The sequence below is a fragment of the Kitasatospora sp. NPDC059408 genome (genome assembly GCF_042751525.1).
Taxonomy (GTDB): domain Bacteria; phylum Actinomycetota; class Actinomycetes; order Streptomycetales; family Streptomycetaceae; genus Kitasatospora.
Genome location: NZ_JBHYWI010000120.1, coordinates 1 through 23,596 on the forward strand (window position 1 = coordinate 1; position 23,596 = coordinate 23,596).

Genomic DNA, 23,596 nt, shown 5'->3' on the forward strand with positions numbered 1-23,596 from the left:
CGCCCGCGCCGGGGGAACGTCGTACTGTTTCGGCCCCGCCCCCGGGGGGGGGCGGCGTAATCGGGGGGGGGGTGGGGGCGAGGGCCCCCCCCCCCCTCCGGGCGTTCGCCGGGCGAGATATCCCCTCGGCCCGCCGCCACCGCCTATGGCATGCTCGCCTCCATGCAGCAGATGTCGGTCAGTCCCGTCTTCGTCGGCCGCGGCACCGAGATCACCGCGCTGGCCGACGCGCTGCGCCGGGCCGGCACCGGCAGCCCGCAGACCGTCCTGGTCGGCGGCGAGGCCGGCGTCGGCAAGACGCGCCTGCTGGAGGAGTTCCTGGACCGCGCCGGCCACGGCGGGGGAGTGGTCACCACCCTGGGCGGCTGTCTGGAGATCGGCGCCGAGGGCCTCCCGTACGCACCGATCGCGGGCGCCCTGCGCCGGCTGCACCGCACGCTCGGCCCCGAACTGGAGGCCGCGGCCGCCGGCAGCGAGGGCCATCTCGCCCGCCTGCTGCCCGAGTTCGGCGACGGCGACGGCGAACCGAACGACGAGTACGGCCGGGCCCGGCTGTTCGAGCACACCGCGAGGCTGATCGAACGGCTCGGCGCGGACCGTACCCTCGTCATCGCCGTCGAGGACCTGCACTGGTCCGACCGCTCCACCCGCGAGCTCCTCGCCTACCTGGTCCGCACCCTGCACCGCGCCCGCGTGCTGCTGGTCGCCACCTACCGCTCCGACGACCTGCACCGGCGCCACCCGCTGCGCCCCTTCCTCGCCGAGCTCGACCGGCTGCGCACCGTCCAGCGGCTGGAGCTGGCGCGGTTCCGCCGCGGCGAGGTCGCCGCCCAGCTGGCCGGCATCCTCGGCACCGCCGCGCCCGACCGGCAGCTGGTGGACCGGATCCACCGCCGCTCCGAGGGCAACCCCTTCTTCGTCGAGGAGCTCGCCACCGCCTTCGAGGACGGCTGCGGGGCCGGCCTCACCGACTCGCTGCGCGACATCCTGCTGGTCCGGGTGGAGAGCCTGGACGAGGAGGCCCAGAAGGTGGTGCGGATCGCCGCGGAGGGCGGCTCGCACGTCGAGCACGCCCTGCTCGCCGCCGTCCTGGCCGACCTGATGGCCGACGAGGAGGAGCTGATCGGTGCCCTGCGCACGGCCGTCGGCGCCAACATCCTGCGCCTGGACGGCGACGGCGAGGGCTACCGCTTCCGGCACGCGCTGGTCCGCGAGGCCGTCTCGGACGACCTCCTGCCCGGCGAACGGCACCGGATCAACCGCAAGTTCGCGCTCGCCGTCGAGGCCGAGCCGCACCTCGTGCCCGCTGACGCCCTGCCCGCCCGGCTAGCCAACTACTGGTACCACGCGCACGATCCGGCCCGCGCCCTGCCGACCGCCCTGGACGCCGCCCGGGCCGCCCGGCGCCGCAACGCCTTCGCCGAGCAGCTGCGCATGCTCGAACGCGCCCTCGAACTGTGGGACATGGTCTCCGAGGACGTCCTCGCGCACACCCTGCGCCCGTACGACTGGGCCGAGACCTACCCGCCCGGCTCCTGCGACGTCCGTCCCCAGGACGAGGACTGCGACCGGATCCAGCTGATCGACGTGCTCGCCGAGGCCGTCGTCGCCGCCCGGCGCAGCGGAGACCGCGAGCGCGGGCTCAGCCTGGCCAAGCGGGCGCTCAAGCTGGTCGACGAGACGGTGGACCCGCTGCGCGCGGCCTGGTTCCGGATCAACCGGGCCCGCATGCTCGGCCACCTGCGGCGCTCGGGCGACGACGAGGAGATCGCGTACGCGCACCGGCTGGTCGACCACCTGCCGCCGTCCGCGGTGCAGGCCGAGGTGTTCGCGCTCGGCGCCGGCGTCGCGATGCTCAAGGACCCGGGGCCCGAGCACATCGAGCTCGCCGAGCGGGCGATCCGGATCGCCCGCGAGGTCGGCGCGCACGCCGTCGAGCAGCACGCGCGGATGACGCTCGCCGGCCTGCGCTACGACCTGGAGGGGGACGCCGAGTCCGGGCTGGCCGGGCTGCGGGCCGCCGTCGAGGCCTCCCGGCGGGTCGGCACGCCGGACGTGCTGCTGCGCGGCATCAACAACCTCGCCAGCGTGCTGCGCGGGCTCGGCCGGTCCGAGGAGGCGATGGCGATGGCCCGCGAGGGCCTGGAGCACGCCGCCGGCTACGGACTGGTGCGCAACAGCGGCAGCATCCTGACCGGCAACCTGGCCGAGGCGCTGATCGACCTCGGCCGCCTCGCGGAGGCCGTCGAGGTGCTGGGCGACTGCGAACCGGACGAGACCACCAACGCCCACGCCGAGTTCCTGGAGCGGATGCGCGGCGAGATCGCCCTGCTGCGGGGGGACCTGCCCAAGGCGGCCGTCCTCGTGGCCCGGGCCCGGGAGGCGAACCGGGTCGGCCGGATCCAGCACTCGGCGCCGATCAGCCGGCTCGCGGTGCGGATCGCGTGGCTGAACGGCCGGCCGATGGAGGCCCGCGCCGAACTGCTCGGCGCGCTCGCGGACGCCCGGCGGCTCGGCGACGAGGCCGACGTGTACCCGCTGCTGTTCGAGGGGGCCGCGGTGGAGGCGGACTCCCGGGGCCTGCCGGAGGCCGCGGCCGGGCGGGCCGAGGCGCTGGCCGGGATCGCCGCGACGGCGGCCGGACTCACCCCCAAGGCGCCGCTGCACCACGGCTGGGCGCGGCTGCTGGAGTGCGAGCTGGCCCGCGCCGGGGGCACCGACACCCCCGAGCAGTGGGCCGCCGCGGTCGCCCTGCTGCGGCCGGTCGCCCTGCCGCACCCGCTGGCGCTCGGCCTGCTGCGGGCGGGCAAGGCCGAGGTGCGGGCCGGGCGGCGCGAGGCGGCCGCCGAACTCCTGCGCGAGGCGCGGGAACTGGCCGAGGCGCGTGGTGACCGCCCGCTGGTCGCCGAGATCACCGGTCTGGCCGACCGCGCCGGGCTGGCGCCGGCCCCGGCGGCGCCCGCGGCGGCCTCCTCGGAGCAGGCCGCACCGGCGGGGGAGTCGTTCGGGCTCACCCCCCGTGAGCGGGACGTGCTCCGGTTGCTCGCTCGCGGCTGGACGAACCGGCAGATAGCCGAGGAGCTGTACATCTCTCCGAAGACCGCGAGCGTGCACGTGTCCAACATCCTCGGCAAGCTCGCGGTCGGCGGCCGCGGCGAGGCGGCCGCGCTGGCCCACCGGCTGCGGCTGTTCCCGGACGACCTGGCCCCCGCCACCGGGTGACCCGCTCCGGTCCGGGACCGGCCGGCGGACCCCGCCCGCCGGCCCCGGACCGGTGGGCGCCGTCGCGTGCTCCCGTGCGCGCCGCGTGAGCCCCCGCCCGCGCGCCGCCGCCAACCGGGCCGATCCGCCGGAATCAGGTGCATTTCCCTACCCTCCCACCATTACTCTAAGTTCAGTGTGCGTGTCATTGAGTGACGGAATTGGTGTAGGGTCCCGATCGGGAGCATCGGTGCGGTGCGGCGACCGGAAGGCCGCCCACCCCCTGGGCCACCGTCCTGACGGTGCGCCAGGTCACCGCGTACGGCGAAGCGGCGCGCGGCCGGTGGCCCGTGGCCGGGGCGCCGGGTCCCGGGCCGGAGGGGGAGAGGTCAAGTGAGCTCCACCGATACGGTGCTGCCCGCGGCCGAGCGGCCGGGCGCGCCGGCCGCCGACGCGCCCACCACGAGACGCGGCCCGATGCGCCGCCTGCGGGAGGGCCGCGCCCTGCCCGGCCTCGCCCTCGGCGCCCTGTGCCTCAGCTACGCGTGCGGCGCCGCGACCGGCTGGGGGTCCCACCAACTCGCCGTCTTCATGGGTGATTTCGGTCTCGCCGCGGCGGCCCTCGCGGCCGCGCTGTCCTGCCTGGTCTACGGCTGCACGGTCGGCGGCCACGCCCGCCCGGCCTGGCTGCTGTTCGGCCTCTCCTCGCTCACGGTGGCCTTCGGCAACGGCACCTGGGGCTGGTACGAGCTCGTCGAACGCACCGCCCTGCCCCAGGACTCGCTCGCCGCGTACGCCTTCCTGCTGTTCGCCCCGCTCTCCATCACCGGCATCCTGGTGCTCGCCCAGCGCCCGCGCTCCGCGGCCGGCTGGCTCTGCCTCCTGCTGGACGGCTGGCTGATCGCCGGCTCGCTGTTCACCCTCAGCTGGAGCCTGGCGCTCGGCCGGATCGCCGCCGGCGAGGGCGGCTCGGTGCTGACCCTGGCCCTCAAGCTGGCCTACCCGGTGCTGGACATCCTGCTGGTCAGCCTGGTGGTCGGGCTGCGCTTCGGCGGCCGGGACGGCAACCGGGCCGCCGTGCACACCGCGATGATGGCGCTCGCCGTCACCGTCATCTGCGACGCCCTGTTCACCTCCCCGGCGCTGCACAGCAGTTACCACTCCGGCGAGCTCCTCGACGCCGGCTGGTTCTCCGGCAGCCTGCTGCTGGCCTGGGCGCCGTGGTCGCCGCGCTGGCGCCGCCCGCTGCGCGAGCACCCGTCGGCCGGCGGCCTGCCGCGCCGCCGGGTGGCCACCACGTTCAGCGCGCTCACCCCGTACGCCGCGGCCGCGGTGTGCACCGCCGGGATCCTGTACAACGCGCTCGGCGGGCGCCAGCTCGACCGGGTGGTGGCCGCGGCCGCCTGCACCGTCGGCCTCGCGCTCATCCTGCGCCAGGGCGTGATGCTGCTCGACAACCTCTCGCTCGCCCAGGAACTCGCCCACAAGGAGGCGCACTTCCGCTCCCTGGTGCAGGGCTCCAGCGACGTCATCATGATCGCCGGCGCCAACGGCGTGCTCTCGTACGTCTCCCCGGCCGCGCTCGGCGTCTACGGGCGCGACCCGGAGGAACTGGTCGGCGGCAACCTGCTGGACCTCGTGCACCCCGAGGACGTCGACCGGGTGCTCGGCGAGGTGCGCCGCTACCTCGCCCGGGTCCGCCTCACCACGCACCGCTCGCCGGGCACCGCCGAACCCTCCGCCCGGGTCGAGTGCCGGATCCGCTCCGGCGCCGGCGAGTGGCTGCACGTCGAGTCCACCGTCAGCCGGCACCGCGACGGGCTGATCCTCAACAGCCGGGACGTCACCGAACGCGTCATGCTCCAGGCCCAGTTGCAGCACAACGCCTTCCACGACCCGCTCACCGACCTGCCCAACCGGGCGCTGTTCACCCAGCGGCTGCGGGCCGCCCTCGGCACCCGCGACCGGCAGGGCGGCCGGGGCGAGCCGGGCGCCGGGATCGCCGTGCTCTTCCTCGACCTGGACGGCTTCAAGGCGGTCAACGACAGCGCCGGCCACCAGGTCGGCGACGAGCTCCTGGTGCAGGCCGCCCGCCGCCTGCAGGGCGCCGTCCGCTGCGGGGACACCGTCGCCCGCTTCGGCGGCGACGAGTTCGCCGCGCTGGTGTGCGGCCCGCTCGGCCGCCTCCAGGTCCAGGAGCTCGCCGACCGGCTGCGGGTCGCGCTGTCCGAGCCGTACTGGATCGGCGGCGCCGAGCTCGCGGTCGCCGCCAGCATCGGCATCGCCTTCGGCACCCCCGAGCGCGGCCCGGCCGCCGACCCGCGCACCGGCGCCGACGAGCTGATGCGCAACGCCGACCTCGCGATGTACCGGGCCAAGTCCGAGGGCAAGGGCCGGGTGGTGCTCTACAGCCCCGCCATGCGGGCCGACCTGGAGCGCCGCACCGAGCTCGACGAGCGGCTGCGGGTCGCCGTCCGCGAGGGCGGCTTCACGCTGCTCCACCAGCCCGTGGTCGACCTCGGCAGCGGCGCCGTGACCGGCGTCGAGGCGCAGGCCCGCTGGCGCTCGGCGAAGGGCCTGCTGCTCACCCCCGCCGAGTTCCTGCGCTCCGCCGAGCACGGCGACGCGGCCACCCGCTTCTCCCGCTGGCTGATCCACGAGGCGGTGGCGGCGGCCGCCGCCCGGCGCGGCCTGCCCTCCCGCAACCGCACCGGCCCCGCGCCGGTGCCCGTCGCGGTCCGCCTCTCCGCCGAGCGGCTGTGCTCGCCCGGACTGTACGAGACCGTCGCGGCCGCGCTGCGCGACCACCGGCTGCCGGCCGGCGAACTGGTGATCGAGGTGGCCCGGATGGGCCCGGACGCCCTCGCCGACGAACTCGGCCGCCGCCTGGCCGCACTGCGCCGGCTCGGGGTCGCCACCGTCCTGGCCGGTTACGGCGCCGGCAGCGGCTCGCTGGGCGCCCTCGCCCGGCTGCCGCTGGACGGCCTCAAGCTGGACCGCTCCCTCGTGCAGGACCTCGGCGAGTCCGCGCTCAGCCGCACCCTGGCCGGGCACGGGCTGCGCCTCGGCCGCGACCTCGGGCTGCTCACCGGCGCCGAGGGGGTGGACCTGCCCCGGCAGATCGCCGCCCTGCAGGAGCTCGGCTGCCGCCAGGGCCAGGGATCGGCCTTCGCGCCGCCGCTCGACGAGCCCCGGCTGCGCCGCGCCCTGGTGCGCCGCGGCTACCCCCTGCCGAGACCGCTCGGCTCGCTCTCGGCCCGCCGGGCGTACCTGGCCGCGGACACCCGGACGAGTGGCCGCGGGGAGTCTCAGGGAGGGCGTGTCGTACATCACCACGGGGCCTCCGACCTGCCCGAACACCGGGCGGTGGCAGGTCCGGGAGCCGGTCCGCATGGCGAGACGGCCGTCCCACCTGCTTGACACGCGCCCCCGAACGGGAGGAAGGTCGTTGCCATGCGCACCCGAATTCTCGTACTTGGCGGGCGCGTCGGCTGAGCGGGCACGCACGCCCCGCTTGTGACAGACCGACGCGCCACCCCTCGCATGCCCTTGGCACGAGGGGTTTTTTGTTGCACTGACGCTGTTCCACCCACGCAAGACCCCTGGCCGCAACTGCTCCGCGAACCCCACGGAAACGGGGAAAAGCGGGACGATTGAGGCAGAGCCGGCGATCGGCCCGAACCGGGACCCCACCCTCGAAGCACCTGGGGCCCGCACCACAGGGCCGGCAAAACCCGAGAAGAGACAGGCAGATGACCGAGCACGCCGCATCCCCCCGCCGCGGGGACAACCCGGCCGCCCACGCTCCCGCTCCCCAGCACGTCGTCGAGACCATGACCGGCGCCCAGTCGCTCATCCGCTCGCTCGAAGCCGTGGGCGCGGACACCGTGTTCGGCATCCCGGGCGGGGCCATCCTGCCCGCCTACGACCCGCTGATGGACTCGGCCAAGGTGCGCCACATCCTGGTGCGCCACGAGCAGGGCGCCGGGCACGCCGCCACCGGCTACGCGCAGGCCACCGGCAAGGTCGGGGTCTGCATGGCCACCTCGGGTCCGGGCGCCACCAACCTCGTCACCCCGATCGCCGACGCCTACATGGACTCCGTCCCGATCGTCGCGATCACCGGCCAGGTCGCCTCCAAGGCGATCGGCACCGACGCCTTCCAGGAGGCGGACATCTGCGGCATCACGATGCCGATCACCAAGCACAACTACCTGGTCACCGACCCCGCCGAGATCCCCCGGGTGATCGCCGAGGCGTTCCACATCGCCGCCACCGGCCGCCCCGGCCCGGTCCTGGTCGACATCGCCAAGGACGCCCTCCAGGCCACCACGACCTTCCGCTGGCCGGTCGAGACCTCGCTGCCCGGCTACCGCCCGGTCACCAAGCCGCACGCCAAGCAGATCCGCGAGGCCGCGAAGATGCTGGTGGGCGCCAAGCGCCCGGTGCTGTACGTCGGCGGCGGCGTGATCAAGGCGCAGGCCACCGCCGAGCTGCGGATCCTGGCCGAGCTGACCGGCGCCCCGGTCGTCACCACCCTGATGGCGCTCGGCGCCTTCCCCGACAGCCACCCGCAGCACCTGGGCATGCCCGGCATGCACGGCAGCGTCCCGGCCGTCACCGCGCTGCAGAAGGCGGACCTGCTGTTCACCCTCGGTGCGCGCTTCGACGACCGCGTCACCGGCAAGCTGGACGGCTTCGCCCCGTACGCCAAGGTCGTCCACGCGGACATCGACCCGGCCGAGATCGGCAAGAACCGCCCGGCCGACGTGCCGATCGTCGGTGACGCCCGCGAGGTGCTGGCCGACCTGATCGTCGCCGTCCAGGCCGAGTTCGACGCCGGCCACAAGGGCGACTACAGCGAGTGGTGGCAGAAGCTCGACGAGTGGAAGAAGACCTACCCGCTGGGCTACGAGCCCGCCCCCGCCGGGGAGCTCTCGCCGCAGCAGGTCATCGAGCGGATCGGCCGGATCGTCGGCCCGGACGCCATCTACGCCGCGGGCGTCGGCCAGCACCAGATGTGGAGCTCGCAGTTCATCCGCTTCGAGAAGCCGGCCACCTGGCTGAACTCGGGCGGCGCGGGCACCATGGGCTACGCGGTCCCGGCCGCGATGGGCGCCAAGGCGGGCCGTCCGGAGGCCGTGGTCTGGGCGATCGACGGCGACGGCTGCTTCCAGATGACCAACCAGGAGCTGGTCACCTGCGCCCTGAACGGCATCCCGATCAAGGTCGCGGTCATCAACAACGGTTCGCTGGGCATGGTCCGCCAGTGGCAGACGCTGTTCTACAACCAGCGCTACTCCAACACCGTGCTGCACGCCGGCCCCGGGCACGACGGCGTCGAGCCGCCGGAGCAGGGCGGCACCCGGATCCCCGACTTCGTCAAGCTGTCCGAGGCGATGGGCTGCGTCGGGCTGCGCTGCGAGCGCCCCGAGGACCTGGACGCGGTCATCGAGCAGGCGATGGCGATCGACGACCGCCCGGTCGTCATCGACTTCATCGTCCACCAGGACGCCATGGTCTGGCCGATGGTCGCGGCCGGAACCAACAACGACGAGATCCAGTTCGCCAAGGGCATCCGCCCCGACTTCGGCGACGACCTCGACTGACGTCCCGCCCTCCCGTCGCCCACCGCCACCCTTCTCGGGACCGGCTTCGCCGGACCCCCCTCGTGCGCCTGAGGAACGACATGTCCAAGCACACCCTCTCCGTCCTGGTCGAGAACAAGCCCGGCGTGCTCGCCCGCATCGCCTCGCTGTTCTCCCGTCGGGGCTTCAACATCGACTCCCTCGCCGTCGGCCCGACCGAGCATCCGGACGTGTCCCGGATGACGATCGTGGTCAACGTCGAGGACCTCCCGCTGGAACAGGTCACCAAGCAGCTCAACAAGCTCGTGAACGTGATAAAGATCGTCGAACTCGACCAGGCCGCTGCGATCCAGCGGGAACTGGTCCTGGTGAAGGTCCGCGCCGACAACGAGACCCGGTCGCAGATCGTCGAGATCGTCCAGCTGTTCCGTGCCAAGACCGTCGACGTGTCGCCCGATGCGGTGACCATCGAGGCCACCGGCAGTTCGGACAAGCTGGAGGCCATGCTCCGGATGCTGGAGCCGTACGGCATCAAGGAACTGGTCCAGTCCGGCCTGGTCGCCATCGGGCGCGGTGCCCGTTCGATCACCGATCGTTCGCTCCGCGCCCTGGACCGCAGCGCGTAACCGGCGTTTCTCACACGCTGAACAAAGACCCCACACCCCGCCGGGTGCGAATACGGTAGGCACCGCGTACCCGGCACCCATGACGCAAGGAGATGTGCCCCCGTGGCCGAGCTGTTCTACGAAGACGACGCCGACCTGTCCATCATCCAGGGCCGCAAGGTCGCGGTCATCGGCTACGGGAGCCAGGGCCACGCCCACGCGCTGTCCCTGCGCGACTCCGGCGCCGACGTCCGCGTCGGCCTCAAGCCCGAGTCCAAGTCCCGTGCCAAGGCCGAGGAGGCCGGCCTGCGCGTGGTCACCCCCGCCGAGGCCGCGGCCGAGGCCGACGTCATCATGATCCTGGTGCCGGACCCGATCCAGGCCGACGTCTACGAGGCGGACATCGCCCCGCACCTGAAGGCCGGCGACGCCCTGTTCTTCGGCCACGGCCTGAACATCCGCTTCGGCTTCATCAAGCCCCCGGCGGACGTCGACGTCTGCATGGTCGCCCCGAAGGGCCCGGGCCACCTGGTCCGCCGCCAGTACGAGGAGGGCCGCGGCGTCCCCGCGATCGTCGCGGTCGAGCAGGACGCGACCGGCAACGCCTTCGCCCTGGCGCTGTCCTACGCCAAGGGCCTCGGCGCCACCAAGGCCGGCGTCATCAAGACCACCTTCACCGAGGAGACCGAGACCGACCTGTTCGGTGAGCAGGCCGTCCTCTGCGGTGGCACCGCCGCCCTGGTGAAGGCCGGGTTCGAGACCCTGGTCGAGGCCGGCTACCAGCCGGAGATCGCCTACTTCGAGTGCCTGCACGAGCTGAAGCTCATCGTCGACCTGATGTACGAGGGCGGCCTGGAGAAGATGCGTTGGTCGGTCTCCGAGACCGCCGAGTGGGGCGACTACGTCACCGGCCCGCGCATCATCACCGACGCCACCAAGGCCGAGATGAAGAAGGTCCTCGCCGAGATCCAGGACGGCACCTTCGCCAACACCTGGATCGCCGAGTACAAGGCCGGTCTGCCCAAGTACAACGAGTACAAGAAGGCCGACGAGGACCACCTGCTGGAGACCACCGGCAAGAAGCTGCGCTCGCTGATGAGCTGGGTCAACGAGAAGGCCTGACCCGGCCCGGGGTCCGCCCCGTTCCGCAACTCCCTTGTACAAGTAGGCTGCTCCCGTCCGGGTGATTTCGCCGGACGGGAGCAGCCTCGTACTCCGCCCGTCGATACACTTCCGAGTGCGCGTCAGGCCCACAGCGTCGTGCGTCTACCTACGCGGCATGCCACCTTCCCCCGCCCTCCACGCCACCGCCGTGCCCGGGGGAACCGGACAGTTAAGGACACACTGTCGTGAGCACTGCTAACAACACTGTGAGAACCGGCGTCGTACTGATCGCCGAGGAGCTGTCGCCCGCCACCGTCGACGCCCTCGGCCCCGACTTCGAGATCCGCCACTGCAACGGTGCCGACCGCACCGAGCTGCTCACCGCGATCGCCGACGTCGACGCGATCCTGATCCGCTCGGCGACCAAGGTCGACGCCGAGGCGCTGGCCGCCGCCCGCAAGCTGAAGGTCGTCGCCCGCGCCGGCGTCGGTCTCGACAACGTGGACGTGGCCGCCGCCACCAAGGCCGGCGTGATGGTCGTCAACGCGCCGACCTCCAACATCGTCACCGCCGCCGAGCTCGCCTGCGGCCTGCTGATCTCCGTCGCCCGCAACATCGCGCCGGCCAACGCCGCGCTCAAGCAGGGCGAGTGGAAGCGCAACAAGTACACCGGCGTCGAGCTGAGCGAGAAGGTCCTCGGCGTCGTCGGCCTCGGCCGGATCGGCGTCCTGGTCGCGCAGCGGATGTCCGCGTTCGGCATGAAGATCGTCGCGTACGACCCCTACATCCAGGCCGCCCGCGCCGCGCAGATGGGCGTCAAGCTGGTCTCGCTCGAAGAGCTGCTGGAGGTCTCGGACTTCATCACCGTCCACCTCCCGAAGACCCCCGAGACGATCGGCCTGATCGGCGACGAGGCGCTGCACAAGGTCAAGCCCACCGTGCGCATCGTCAACGCCGCCCGTGGCGGCATCGTCGACGAGGAGGCGCTCGCGAGCGCCCTGCGCGACGGCCGGGTGGCCGGCGCCGGTCTCGACGTGTACGCCAAGGAGCCGTGCACCGACTCCCCGCTGTTCGCCTTCGACAACGTGGTCGCCACCCCGCACCTCGGCGCCTCCACCGACGAGGCGCAGGAGAAGGCCGGCATCGCCGTCGCCAGGTCGGTGCGCCTCGCGCTGGCCGGCGAGCTGGTGCCGGACGCCGTCAACGTCCAGGGCGGCGTGATCGCCGAGGACGTGCGCCCGGGCCTGCCGCTCGCGGAGAAGCTCGGCCGGATCTTCACCGCGCTGGCCGGCGAGGTCGCCGTGCGGCTCGACGTCGAGGTCCGCGGCGAGATCACCCAGCACGACGTCAAGGTGCTCGAACTGTCCGCGCTGAAGGGCGTGTTCGAGGACGTCGTGGCGGAGACGGTGTCCTACGTCAACGCCCCGCTGTTCGCCCAGGAGCGCGGTGTCGAGGTGCGCCTGACCACCTCCAGCGAGAGCCCCGAGCACCGCAACGTCATCACCGTCCGCGGCACGCTCGCCGACGGCGAGGAGATCGCGATCTCCGGCACGCTGGCCGGCCCGAAGCAGACCCAGAAGATCGTCGGCGTGGACGCCTTCGACGTGGACGTCGCGCTCACCGACCACATGGCCTTCTTCAAGTACGAGGACCGCCCGGGCGTCGTCGGCGTCCTCGGCAAGCACCTCGGCGACGCCGGCATCAACATCGCCGGCATGCAGGTCGCGCGGGACGGCGGCGGCGCGCTCGCGTCCCTCACCGTGGACAGCGAGATCCCGCAGGACGTGCTGTCGGCGATCGCCGCCGAGATCGGCGCCCGCTTCGCGCGGTCGGTCGACCTGGGCTGACCCTCCCGAGGCTCCGTACCGGGCCCGGACCTCCGTTTCGACGGTGGTCCGGGCCCGGTTGCGTGCGTGCGGGTGACTCCCGTCTCAGATACTAGGAAATCCAAGTATTCGTGCAGACACGGCCGGGCCGGGGTCGTACCGTGGAAGAGCCATACGGTGTGCCGCCCCTGTAGCCAGGGCGCGCGGCCCGTGTGTGCGTGCGCCTTCACGGGCAGGCGACCCCTGCCTCTGCGCGTACCCCTCCCCTCACCATGTCGTGCTTCTGCGCGCCGCTTCCAAGGAGTCCGGTATGCCTTCCACCGCCGACCGCCACGCCTCTCCCGCCCCCGCCGCCACCCCCGTCCGCGCCCCGCGCCGCCGCCGGTCCGCCGAGCGGAATCCCTTCGCCGCCGCCGCGCTGCAGCGCTCGCTGGACCGCCGCGACAACGGCGGTGCGACCGGCCACCTCTGACCGGCGGGGCCGTCCGGTCGTTCATCTGCCAACTGGGCCGGACGGGCTGACGGACGGTCACCCGGGAGAGTGCACCTTGCCTCCGTCCGGGGGACGGTGCTCGCACCGGCCGACGCGATCATCCTAATTTGGGGCCCCCGGAAGGGTGATCGACGCCCGCGCGGGCGGGCGTCAGCGACCTCCTCGGTGTGCGGATCCGTCCCCCTTGCCGGGGGAGAGGGCCCACGTGCGTCTGCCAACCGTCCGCCGTTCGCTCGCCCGGATCGGCGTCACCCTGACCCTGCTGGTCGGCCCGGCGGTGCTCGCCGCCGCGCCGGCCGGCGGCAGTCCGCCGACGGACCCGCCCGGGTCCGACCGCGCGGCGTCCGTCCTGCTCGAACTCGGCACCGAGGCGGCCGGCCCCGCCTGGCGGCGCGCCGCCGACGACTCCCGGCGGGCCCGGCGCTCCCCCGAGGAGGTCCGCCGGGCGGCCGCCAGGGCCGGCGCCGACCAGCGGGCCAGGGCCGGCGACGCGCTGGACCGGGCCGCCACGGCCGTCCACCGGGCCGTGCCCGCCGCCCGCGAGCTGTACCGCACCCGCACCCTGCTCACCGGCCTCGCCGTCACCGCGCCCGCCGACCGGCTGGCCGCGCTGCGGGCGCTGCCCGGTGTCCGGGCCGTCCACCCGATCGTCCGCAAGCAGCGCGACAACGCGTACTCCGTTCCGCTGACCGGCGCCCCACAGGTGTGGGAGGCCGCCGCGAGCGGGACGGGGAGCGCCGGCAACACCGGCAAGGGCGTGCGGATCGGCGTCATCGACAGCGGCATCGACTACACCCACGCGGACTTCGGCGGCCCCGGCACCGAGGCCGCCTACCGGTCGGTCGAGCGTGGCAAGCCCGCCCCGGCCGCGCTGTTCCCCACCGCCAAGGTGATCGGCGGCAAGGACCTGGTCGGCGACGACTACGACCCGGACCCGTCCTCCCCGCACCACCAGCCGGTGCCGCACCCCAGCGACAACCCCATCGACTGCGACCGCAACGGCCACGGCACCCACGTCGCCGGCACCGCGGCCGGTCTCGGCGTCACCGCCGACGGCCGCACCTACACCGGGCCCTACCGGGCCGGCCTCGACCCGGCCGGCTTCAGGATCGGCCCGGGCGCGGCCCCCGGCGCCCAGCTGTACGCGATCCGGGTGTTCGGCTGCGAGGGCTCCACCGACCGCCTCGCCCAGGCCCTCGACCTCGCCGCCGACCCCAACGGCGACGGCGACCTCGGCGACCGCCTCGACGTCGTCAACCTCTCGCTCGGCAGCCGCTTCGGCAGCCCCGACGACGCCGACGCGGTGGCCGTCGACCACCTGGCCGCGCTCGGCACCGTCGTGGTCGCCGCCGCCGGCAACGAGGGGGACGTCTACGGCATCAGCGGCAGCCCCGGCACCGCCGCCCGGGCCATCGCCGTGGCCGCCTCCGTGCACGGGCACGCCGACACCGACGGCATCACCGTGCTCGCCCCGGCCGACCTCGCCGGCGCCGTCCCCGCCCACTGGAGCGAGCGCTACCAGGGCTGGTCCACCGCCGACGTGCACGGCCGACTCGCCCTGCCCGCCGACCAGTCGGACGGCTGCACCGCGTTCAGCGCGGCCGACCGGCAGCGGCTCGCGGGCAAGGTCGCGGTGCTGGCCTGGGCCACCCGCGAGTCCGAGCGGGCGTGCAACTCAGGCCCGCGCGCCGACCACGCCGCCGACGCGGGCGCGATCGGCGCCCTCTACGCCGCCGACAGCGACCACCTGCCCGAGATCGCCGGCAACGACCGCATCCCCGTCGCCCTGCTGGCCCACGCCGACGGCGAGCGGCTCCGCCGGGCCGCCGCGGCCGGCGGGGCCGAGGTCCGGCTGGCCGCCCCCGGCAACCCGCTGCACGGCTCGGTCTCCCAGCTCCAGCCCGAACGGGCCGACACCCTCACCGACTTCACCTCGCGCGGCATCGGCCTGCCCGGTGTCGTCAAGCCCGACCTCGCGGCCCCCGGCGAGAGCATCTGGTCCGCGCTCGCCGGCAGCGGCAGCGGCGGCCAGCGCGAGGACGGCACCTCGATGGCCACACCGCACGTGGCCGGGCTCGCCGCCCTCGTCCGCGCCGCCCACCCGGACTGGCCGGTCGAGGAGGTCAAGGCGGCGCTGATGAACACCTCCGTCGACACCCGCCTCGACGCGGACCGAGGCAGCCCGGTCTACGGCCCCGAGCGCACCGGCGCCGGCCGGGCCGCGGTCGACCGGGCCGTGCGCACCCCGGCCGTCGCCTACGCCTCCGGGGAGGGCGCGGTCGAGGGCTCCGTCGGCGTCTCCTTCGGGCCGGTCGAGGTCGGCGGCCCGACGGCGCTGCGGCGCGAGATCGAGGTGCGCAACCACTCGGCGGCGCCGCTGAGCTACCGCACCGGGTACGCGGCGGCCACCGAACTGCCCGGCGCCCACTACGAGGTGGCGCCGGAGCAGGTCGACGTCCCGGCGGGCGGCACCGCGCACGTCCGGGTGACGCTCAGCGTCCCCGGAGAGCTGGGACGCGCGCCGGACCCGACCCTCGACGCCGTCCAGGGCGGCAAGGCGCGCTCCTACCGGGGCGAGCTCTCCGGACGCGTCCTGCTCAGCCCCGTCACCGACCCGGCCCTGCCCGAGCTACGGGTCCCGGTGTTCGCGGCCCCGCGGCCCGCCACCGGCCTCAGCGCCTCCGCCCCGGTGCGCACCGCCCGGGACGGCACCCTGCTGGTGCTCGGCGGGAGCAGCGCCCCCGGGGACCGGCCGGGACTCGTCAGTGCCTTCGCCCTCGGCGGCGAGGGCGCCCGCTGGGCCGACTGCCCGCCCGGCGGCGGCGCCGGGCTGCGGCCCGGCTCGGGCATCGTGCCCGAGAAGTCGGGCGGGGACGCGCCGGCGCCGGAGGACGTGTGCGTCGAACACCCCGGTGACCGGGCGGCGAACCTGCGGGCCGTGGGCGCCGCCGCGGACTCCGGGACGCTCTACTTCGGCGCCCGGCTCTGGGCTCCCGCCACGACGCCCGTCGGCCTCTACGGGGTCCGGGTCTCGCTGGACACCGACGGGGACGGCGTCGCCGACGTGATCGTGAAGGCCGACCGGGAGCGCGGCAGCGACGTGCTGGTCGCCCGCGCGCTCGACGCCCGCACCGGCGCCGAGCTGGACGTCCAGCCGCTCAACGCCCGCTGGGGCGACGTCGACACCGCCCTGCTGGACAGCGAGGTGCTGGTCCTGCCGGTGCGGATCGCGGCCCTCCCGGGGGTCAAGGAGGGCCACAGCGTGGTGCGGTACGGCGTGTGGACCGGCCCGGCCGTCCAGGGCAGGCCGGACCCGGCCGACGCCTTCGGGTCGATCGGCCTGCGGGGCGTGCGGCCGACCGTCGCGGTCGACGTGCTCCACCCGGCCGTCACGGTCCGGGCCGGGATCGCGGGACCGGCCGCCATCGCGGCCCCGGCGCGGCCCGGCACCGTCCTCGACGTCCACCGGGCGGCGGGCGACACGTCCTCGGTCCTGCTGCTCCACCACTTCAACCCGGGCGCCCGGCGGGCGGAGGTGGTCGCGCTTCCCTGACCCCCGGACGGAAGGAGGGGCGGCCCGCACGACACGCGCGGGCCGCCCCTCCGCGTGCCGTCAGCCGGCCTGTGCCGCGCGGGCCTCCCGGCGGCGGACGCGGCGCGGGGTGTGCGGCGGGCGGCGGCGGGAGACGCGGGTGAAGACGGCGACCAGGGCGAGGGCCGCCGTGGTCGCGGACGTGACGACCAGGCCCTCGGTGAGGCCGGGCGGCCGGAACGCGCACGTGACGCGGTCCGCCCCCGCCCCCAGCGGGACGCCGATCATGCCGAGGACCGGTGTGGGCTCCGCGGGCCGCCCGCCGCCGGCCGCGCAGGTCCACCCCTCGGTGGCCGGGACGGACACCAGCGCCGTGCCCGTCGAGCCGGCCGGGAGGACGGCGGTGAGCGCGTGGCCGCCGGCCGTCACCCGGGTCGCGCCGGTCGCCGTCAGCCGGGCCACGGCCGCCTCCAGGGCGCCCGGCCGCAGGCAGCCGATCGGGCGGGCCGGGACCTGGCTCACCCCGTCGGACCGCAGCGCCACCCGGACCAGCCCGTCGGCCGGGACCGGCCCCAGCCGGTGGACCGGGACGGCGGTGGTCGGCTGGTCGCCCTCGCTGCGGTAGGTGGTGCCGAGGCCGCTGACCGTGCCCCGGTACCAGACGCCGTGGAAGAACGCCGTCCCGCCGGGCGTGCACGCCGCCGTGAACTCCGTCGCCGCGCCCCCGCCCGGCAGCGACCAGCCGCTGCTGCCGTGCGGCGTCGGCGCCGGGCCGCCCGCCGGGACGGGCACCGGAGCGTCGTACACCGGGCCGCCGAGCAGCGACTCCTGTCGCGACCACACCGAGGTGCTGTCCACCCGGTGGCCCGCCGGCAGCACGGTGACCAGCGGCGGCGCGGCGGCCCGGCCGGGGGCGAAGCCGTCCGGCGGGGGGCCGTCGTCCAGGTGGGCGCGGACGGCGAACAGCGCCTGCCCGACCGGGTCGGTGACGCTGCCGGTGCTCCGCCCGCCCGCCGTCCAGCCCGCGCCGAGGTCGTGCAGGAGCAGGGCGGCGACGGTCGGCAGGTAGCCGCTGAAGTAGCCGCCGCCCTGGCCGTCGAGGAGCAGCGGGTCGTTGGGGGTGAAGGCGTGCGGGCCCGGGTCGCTGCGCCCGGCGGGCCAGTCCGCGGCCCGGCGCACCGCCGTGTGGGCGGCCCGCACCGCCGCGCCGGAGGCCGTCCCCTCCGGTCCGGGGGCCAGCGCCGCGTAGCCGGACCAGACGGCGTTGCCGAGCACCGCGCCGCCCAGCACCCAGGTGAGGGCGGCGCCGGCCCGCCGGTCGGCGTGCCACCGCTGCGACGCCCACAGCGCGGTGAGCAGCACCGCCCCGCCGACCGCCAGCAGCAGCCAGGTGGACGTCCGCACGGAGTGCCGGCCCGCCGCCAGTCCGGCGATCACCGCGATCACGGCGGCCCCGCCGAGCAGCGCGGGCAGGTCCGGCCGGTGCGCCAGCGACACCCAGGCGGCCAGCACCAGCAGCCCGCTCAGCGCGAACGCCACCCGGTACGGCCCGCCGGCCGGGATCGCCAGGCCGTGCCAGACCAGCACCGTCGGCGTCCAGACGAAGCTCAGCACCACCAGCGCCAGCGCGCCGCACCACACCGCCCGCTCGCGCACCCGCACCCGCCGGTTGAACGGCAGCCCGCACACCAGCAGCAGCCCGAACAGGCCGATGGCGACGTCCGGCAGCGGGGCGCCGCCGTGCGTGCCGGGCAGCAGCTGCGCGAGGTGCCCGCCGAAGCCGTCCGGGCCGAGCGGCTCCACGGGCGACTCCGGCTGGGCGGTGCGGGCGGCCCGGACGGCGACGAACAGGACGGGGGAGGCGAGCAGGACCCCGGCGACGGCCATCGTGACGGCCCGGCCGGTCGTGCGGACGCGGTGGCGGAACGGCCGGGGGGTCGCCAGCAGCCGCACGGCGAGGACGAGTCCGGCGGTGATGGTGGCCATCGCGGCGGTGTAGAGGTTGCCGGCCCAGGCGAGCGCGACGCACAGCGAGCCGAGCACCCAGCGGCGCTCGTGCAGGCACCAGTCGCCGGCCAGGCACAGCAGCGGCAGCGAGACCAGGCCCCACAGCCAGTGCGGCGCCGCCCCGCCGACGGCCAGCACCCAGGCGCAGAGCCCGTACCCGACGGCGGTGAGCGCGCGCAGCCGGCGCGGGCCCGGGTGCAGGCGGCCGAGGACGTGCGTCATCAGGGCGGTGCCCAGGCCGATGCTCGCGAGGGTGACGAGGAGGACCGCGAGGTGCCCTTGGTCGCGGGGGAGGAGTGCGGCGAGCCAGGAGAACGGGTTCATCAGGTACGCGAAGAAGTCGGCGAGGAACGGCACCCCGTACCCGCTGTTCCAGTTGAACAGGAGGTCCCCGGCCGCCCGCCCGTGCACGAGGTCCCACAGGTGGGCGTGGAACGGCACCGCGAGGTCGTCCGCCCCGGGCGGCCACGCCCCGCGAAGCCCGGCGGCCAGCGCGTACCCACCCATCGCGAGCCCTGCCGCCCCCGCACAGACCCCGCCCTCCCGCCGCCACCCAGCCCGCACGCTGCGCCCCGTTCCACGAGGAATCCCGATCTCCGCCACAGTAAGTGCGCCCCCAGCGCGTCCTGGGGCACACGCGCCCCCTCGAACGGGTGGCGTGGCGCCGCGGCCGGCACGCTGTCACCCGTACGCGTCCGGATCGTGGACGCGAGGTGTCAGCCCCTGGGACACCGGAGTAGGGTCCGAGCATGTCTCGCACGATTCGTCTCGCAGTTGTTCCCGGTGACGGCATCGGCCAGGAAGTCGTGGCCGAAGGGCTCAAGGTCCTCAGGGCCGTGCTTCCCGCCGAGGTGAAGCTGGAGACCACCGAGTACGACCTCGGCGCCCGGCGCTACCACCGGACCGGGGAGACGCTGCCGGACGAGGTCCTCGCGGAGCTGAAGGGCCACGACGCGATCCTGCTCGGCGCCATCGGCGACCCGAGCGTGCCGTCGGGCGTGCTGGAGCGGGGGCTGCTGCTGAAGCTGCGGTTCGCCTTCGACCACCACATCAACCTGCGGCCGGGCCGGCTGTTCCCGGGCGTCGCGTCGCCGCTGGCGGGGCAGCCCGAGATCGACTTCGTGGTCGTCCGCGAGGGCACCGAGGGCCCGTACGTCGGCAACGGCGGCTCGCTGCGCACCGGCACCGAGCACGAGGTGGCCACCGAGGTCAGCCTGAACACCGCCTTCGGCATCGAGCGCGTGGTGCGCGACGCCTACCGGCGGGCGCAGGCGCGTCCGCGCAAGAAGCTCACCCTGGTCCACAAGAACAACGTGCTGGTGCACGCCGGCCACCTGTGGACGCGGATCTTCGCCGAGGTCGGCGCGGAGTTCCCCGAGGTCACCACCGACTACCTGCACGTCGACGCGGCGACCATCTTCTTCGTCACCCAGCCGGAGCGCTTCGACGTCATCGTCACCGACAACCTGTTCGGCGACATCCTGACCGACCTGGCCGCCGCCGTGACCGGCGGGATCGGCCTGGCCGCGAGCGGCAACATCAACCCGGGCGGGGAGTTCCCGTCGATGTTCGAGCCGGTGCACGGCTCCGCGCCGGACATCGCGGGCCAGGGCAAGGCCGACCCGACGGCCACCGTGCTGTCGGTCGCGATGCTGCTGGACCACCTGGGCCTGGCCGCCGAGGCCGCCCGGGTCGAGGCCGCGGTCGCCGCGGACCTGACCGAGCGCTCCGGCACCCGCACCACCTCCCAGGTCGGCGACGCGCTCGCCGCCCGAGTATCCGGCTGAGGGGGCCGGATCCGACCAGCGGAGTTCCGGCCGATTACGGGCCGCGACCCCCACAAGGGAATCCGGCCGCGGGGCCGGACCACATAACCGCAGCTTGCAGCTTCCCAAGCGGCAGGCGACTGTTCGGCACGGCCCTCTGGATGCGAGTATCGACAGTGGGCCGTGCCGTTGTGCGTGTGTTCGGGCGTTCATCCGCCCGCAGCGACGCTCAGCCGGCGGTGGCGGCCCGAACCAACCCCACGGTGAAGGACACACAGCCATGAGCACGCCCACCCAGGCGCCCATCACGTTCGACCTCAAGCCCTCCGCCAGCCCGCTGTCCGACGCGGAGCGCGAGGCCCGGCTGACCAACCCCGGGTTCGGTCGCGTCTTCACCGACCACATGGTCACCGTCCGCTGGACCGAGGGCCGGGGCTGGCACGACGCCCAGCTGGCGCCGTACGCGCCGCTGGAGATCGACCCGGCGAACATGACCCTGCACTACGGTCAGGCGATCTTCGAGGGCCTGAAGGCCTACCGCCAGGCCGACGGCTCGATCTCCACCTTCCGCCCGGAGGCCAACGCCGCCCGCTTCCAGGCCTCGGCCCGCCGCCTGGCCATGCCGGAGCTGCCGGTCGAGACCTTCGTCGAGGCCGTCGAGCTGCTGGTCCAGCAGGAGCAGGCCTGGGTGCCGAACGAGCCCGAGCAGAGCCTGTACCTGCGGCCGTTCATGTTCGCCACCGAGGTCGGCCTGGGCGTGCGCCCGGCGAACTCCTACCTGTTCATGATCATCGCCTCCCCGGCCGGCGCGTACTTCCCGGGCGGCGTCAAGCCGGTCTCGGTCTGGCTGTCCAAGGAGTACGTCCGGGCCGCGCCCGGCGGCACCGGCGCCGCCAAGTGCGCCGGCAACTACGCCGCGTCGCTGGTCGCCCAGGCCCAGGCCGCCGAGAAGGGCTGCGACCAGGTGGTCTGGCTCGACGCCGCCGAGCACCGGTGGGTCGAGGAGATGGGCGGCATGAACCTGTACTTCGTCTTCGGCGAGGGCGAGGACGCGAAGATCGTCACGCCGGAGCTGTCCGGCGCCCTGCTGCCCGGCATCACCCGCGACTCGCTGCTGACCCTGGCCGCCGACCTCGGCTACGCCGTCGAGGAGCGGAAGATCTCCACCGACGAGTGGCAGCAGGCCAACGCCGACGGCACCCTCACCGAGGTCTTCGCGTGCGGCACCGCCGCCGTCATCACCCCGGTCGGCTCGGTCAAGTCCGCCGCCGCCGACTGGACGGTCGGCACCGGCGAGCCCGGCCCGGTCACCATGGAGCTGCGCAAGGCCCTGCTCGCCATCCAGGGTGGCCAGAGCCCCGACACCCACGGCTGGCTGCACAAGATCGTCTGATCTCCGCTCCCGCCCCACCGCCTCCGGCCCGCACCGTTTCGCATCGCGAGACGTGCGGGCCGGACCGCGGAGGGTGTGCCAGACTGCCGGCGTGTCCTCGCTGTCGCTGATTATTAGCAGCAGGCGCGCCGGTCCGCAGTGACCGCTCCCGCACGACCCGATGCGGAGCGACCACCAGCGTCCAGACCCGCGCGCAGACCTCTCGCACCCGCGAGGGGTCTTTTTGTTTCCCGGACCGGCCGAGAGCCCCCACGAAGGGCTCGGGGACACCGGGGCCGCGCGCGGGATGCTGGACAGTGGAGCCGGGACGACGAACCGGCAGAGCAGTACGAAACCTCCCCGAACGGAGAACCAGGGGTCATGACCGAGGTCACCCGTACCGACGACAGCTTCCACGTGTTCGACACCACCCTGCGCGACGGCGCGCAGCGGGAGGGCATCAACCTCACGGTGGCCGACAAGCTGGCCATTGCCCGGCACCTGGACGACTTCGGGGTGGGGTTCATCGAGGGCGGCTGGCCCGGGGCCAACCCGCGCGACACGGAGTTCTTCGCCCGCGCCGCCGCCGAGCTCACGCTCGAACACGCGCAACTGGTCGCCTTCGGCGCCACCCGCCGGGCGGGCGGCCGGGCCGCCGACGACCCGCAGCTGGCGGCGCTCGTCACCTCCGGCGCCCCCGTCGTCACCCTGGTCGCGAAGGCGCACGACCGGCACGTCGAACTGGCCCTGCGCACCACCCTGGACGAGAACCTGGAGATGATCCGGGACAGCGTCGAGTTCCTGCGGGCCGCGGACCGCCGGGTGTTCATCGACTGCGAGCACTTCTTCGACGGCTACCGGGCCAACCGCGACTACGCGCTCGACGTCGTCCGCACCGCGCACCGCGCGGGGGCCGACGTGGTCGTGCTGTGCGACACCAACGGCGGCATGCTGCCGGCCGGCGTGCGCGACATCGTCGCCGACGTGATCGCCTCGACCGGCGCCCGGATCGGCATCCACGCCCAGGACGACACCGGCTGCGCCGTCGCCAACACCCTGGCCGCGGTGGACGCCGGCGCCACCCACGTGCAGTGCACCGCGAACGGCTACGGCGAGCGGGTCGGCAACGCCAACCTGTTCCCGGTGGTGGGCGCGCTGGAGATCAAGTACGACCGCCGGGTGCTGCCCGCGGGCCGGCTCGCCGAGATGACCCGGATCTCGCACGCCATCGCCGAGCTGGTGAACCTGACCCCCGCCACCCACCAGCCGTACGTCGGCTACTCCGCCTTCGCGCACAAGGCCGGGCTGCACGCCTCCGCGATCAAGGTGGACCCGGACCTGTACCAGCACATCGACCCCGAGCTGGTCGGCAACACCATGCGGATGCTGGTCTCCGACATGGCCGGCCGGGCCTCGGTCGAGCTGAAGGGCAAGGAGCTCGGCTACGACCTCTCCACCGACCGCGACCTGGCCGGCCGGGTGGTCGCCAGGGTCAAGGAGCAGGAGAACCTCGGCTACACGTACGAGTCCGCGGACGCCTCCTTCGAACTGCTGCTGCGCGACGAGGTGCGCGGCAGCCGGGAGCGCTTCTACACGCTGGAGTCCTGGCGGACCATCAGCGAGCAGGGCCCGAACGGCTTCACGGGCAACGAGGCGACGGTCAAGCTGTGGGCCAAGGGCGTGCGCCGGATCGCCACCGGCGAGGGCAACGGCCCGGTCGACGCGCTGGACAAGGCCCTGCGCACGGCGCTCGAAGGAATCCACCCGCAGCTGGCCAAGCTGGAACTGGTCGACTACAAGGTCCGCATCCTGGAGGGCCAGCACGGCACCGGTTCCAAGACCCGGGTGCTGATCGAGTCCACCGACGGCACGTCGACGTGGTCCACCGTCGGCGTGGCCGACAACGTCGTCGCCGCCTCCTGGCTGGCGCTGGAGGACGCGTACACCTACGGCCTGATCCGGGCGGGCGTGGAGCCCACCGAGTGACGAGTCGTCAACCCGCCCGTGGCCCGCGGAGGTTTGATCCGCGGGCCACGGGCGCGTCGGTTAGCGGAGTCGGGCGAGGAGGGCGTGTTCGACGAGGGTGATGAGGGCGCTCTTGG

12 protein-coding genes are annotated in these 23,596 nt (G+C 74.4%); 11 read left to right on the forward strand and 1 reads right to left on the reverse strand.

Going from position 1 to position 23,596, the window contains the following annotated elements; all coding sequences use genetic code 11:
* Positions 1-162 precede the first annotated feature (162 nt).
* The 8 genes from ACFXDE_RS40825 to ACFXDE_RS40860 all read left to right on the forward strand — a co-directional run bounded on the left by ACFXDE_RS40825 (position 163) and on the right by ACFXDE_RS40860 (position 16,370).
* Positions 163-3,222: an AAA family ATPase gene (locus tag ACFXDE_RS40825; RefSeq protein ID WP_380499308.1), complete on the forward strand. Its 3,060-nt coding sequence runs from the start codon at positions 163-165 to the stop codon at positions 3,220-3,222.
* A 456-nt stretch (positions 3,223-3,678) separates the two neighbouring features.
* Positions 3,679-6,621: a putative bifunctional diguanylate cyclase/phosphodiesterase gene (locus ACFXDE_RS40830; protein ID WP_380499313.1), complete on the forward strand. Its 2,943-nt coding sequence runs from the start codon at positions 3,679-3,681 to the stop codon at positions 6,619-6,621.
* A 332-nt stretch (positions 6,622-6,953) separates the two neighbouring features.
* Positions 6,954-8,810, forward strand: coding sequence for an acetolactate synthase large subunit (locus ACFXDE_RS40835; protein ID WP_380499309.1), 1,857 nt, complete (start codon positions 6,954-6,956; stop codon positions 8,808-8,810).
* An 80-nt stretch (positions 8,811-8,890) separates the two neighbouring features.
* Positions 8,891-9,415: an acetolactate synthase small subunit gene (ilvN, locus tag ACFXDE_RS40840; protein ID WP_238951331.1), complete on the forward strand. Its 525-nt coding sequence runs from the start codon at positions 8,891-8,893 to the stop codon at positions 9,413-9,415.
* Between the two features lie 102 nt (positions 9,416-9,517).
* A complete protein-coding gene (gene ilvC / locus ACFXDE_RS40845) occupies positions 9,518-10,516 on the forward strand; it encodes a ketol-acid reductoisomerase (RefSeq protein WP_030243908.1) in 999 nt (332 codons plus the stop codon).
* A 248-nt stretch (positions 10,517-10,764) separates the two neighbouring features.
* Positions 10,765-12,345, forward strand: a complete 1,581-nt coding sequence (gene serA, locus ACFXDE_RS40850; protein WP_380499314.1) for a phosphoglycerate dehydrogenase — start codon at positions 10,765-10,767, stop codon at positions 12,343-12,345.
* Positions 12,346-12,634: 289 nt separating this feature from the next.
* On the forward strand, positions 12,635-12,796 hold the full coding sequence (locus ACFXDE_RS40855; RefSeq protein WP_380441399.1) for a hypothetical protein: 162 nt from the start codon (positions 12,635-12,637) through the stop codon (positions 12,794-12,796).
* A gap of 226 nt (positions 12,797-13,022) precedes the next feature.
* Positions 13,023-16,370, forward strand: coding sequence for a S8 family serine peptidase (locus tag ACFXDE_RS40860; protein WP_380499310.1), 3,348 nt, complete (start codon positions 13,023-13,025; stop codon positions 16,368-16,370).
* A gap of 60 nt (positions 16,371-16,430) precedes the next feature.
* On the opposite strand, the gene ACFXDE_RS40865 is transcribed toward ACFXDE_RS40860, so the two are convergent.
* Positions 16,431-18,863, reverse strand: coding sequence for a YfhO family protein (locus ACFXDE_RS40865; protein WP_380499312.1), 2,433 nt, complete (start codon positions 18,861-18,863; stop codon positions 16,431-16,433).
* 242 nt (positions 18,864-19,105) lie between these two features.
* Between ACFXDE_RS40865 and ACFXDE_RS40870 the strand changes: the two genes are divergently transcribed.
* From ACFXDE_RS40870 to cimA, 3 genes are all read left to right on the forward strand, one after another.
* Positions 19,106-20,143: a 3-isopropylmalate dehydrogenase gene (locus tag ACFXDE_RS40870; protein ID WP_380441407.1), complete on the forward strand. Its 1,038-nt coding sequence runs from the start codon at positions 19,106-19,108 to the stop codon at positions 20,141-20,143.
* Between the two features lie 259 nt (positions 20,144-20,402).
* Complete coding sequence (locus ACFXDE_RS40875; protein ID WP_380441409.1) at positions 20,403-21,515, forward strand: branched-chain amino acid aminotransferase; 1,113 nt, start codon at positions 20,403-20,405, stop codon at positions 21,513-21,515.
* A gap of 360 nt (positions 21,516-21,875) precedes the next feature.
* Entirely contained in the window at positions 21,876-23,480 is a 1,605-nt protein-coding gene (cimA, locus tag ACFXDE_RS40880) for a citramalate synthase (RefSeq protein ID WP_380441411.1), read from the forward strand.
* The last annotated feature ends 116 nt before the right edge of the window (positions 23,481-23,596 follow it).